The 389-nt window shown below is 48.6% G+C and carries 2 rRNA genes; both read right to left on the bottom strand.

From position 1 onward, the window contains the following. Positions 1-105, bottom strand: a 5S ribosomal RNA gene (rrf, locus tag AB4114_RS35965); the annotation flags it as partial. Between the two features lie 137 nt (positions 106-242). Then, positions 243-389: ribosomal RNA gene (locus tag AB4114_RS35960) — 23S ribosomal RNA — on the bottom strand; the annotation flags it as partial.

Here is a 389-nt window from a genome sequence, read left to right as displayed (position 1 = left end):
TCTACTCTCCCAGAACCCTGCGGTTCAAGTACCATCGACGCTGGAAGGCTTAACGGTCGTGTTCGAGATGGGAACGCGTGGATCCCTTCCGCCATCATCACCAAACAGTCAAAGCGTTTGTTTGCGCCTTGAAAACTAGATACGAAACTTCACGTAAAGTTAGCATTTGCTTAGGTTTTCTGGGCCCCAAACAAGTATTCGGAATTCGCTACAAAGCTTATCTTCACTTGGTTGGGATTGTTTTGGTTAAGCCCTCGACCGATTAGTATTCGTCAGCTGCATACGTTGCCGCACTTCCACCTCGAACCTATCAACCTCGTCGTCTACAAGGGGTCTTACATACTGGGAAATCTCATCTTGAGGGGGGCTTCGCGCTTAGATGCTTTCAG

The sequence above is a fragment of the Paenibacillus sp. 2RAB27 genome (assembly GCF_052115445.1).
Classification (GTDB): Bacteria; Bacillota; Bacilli; order Paenibacillales; family NBRC-103111; genus Paenibacillus_E.
Note: the sequence above shows the minus strand (reverse complement) of the source record. Positions and strands in the feature narration are given on the sequence as shown.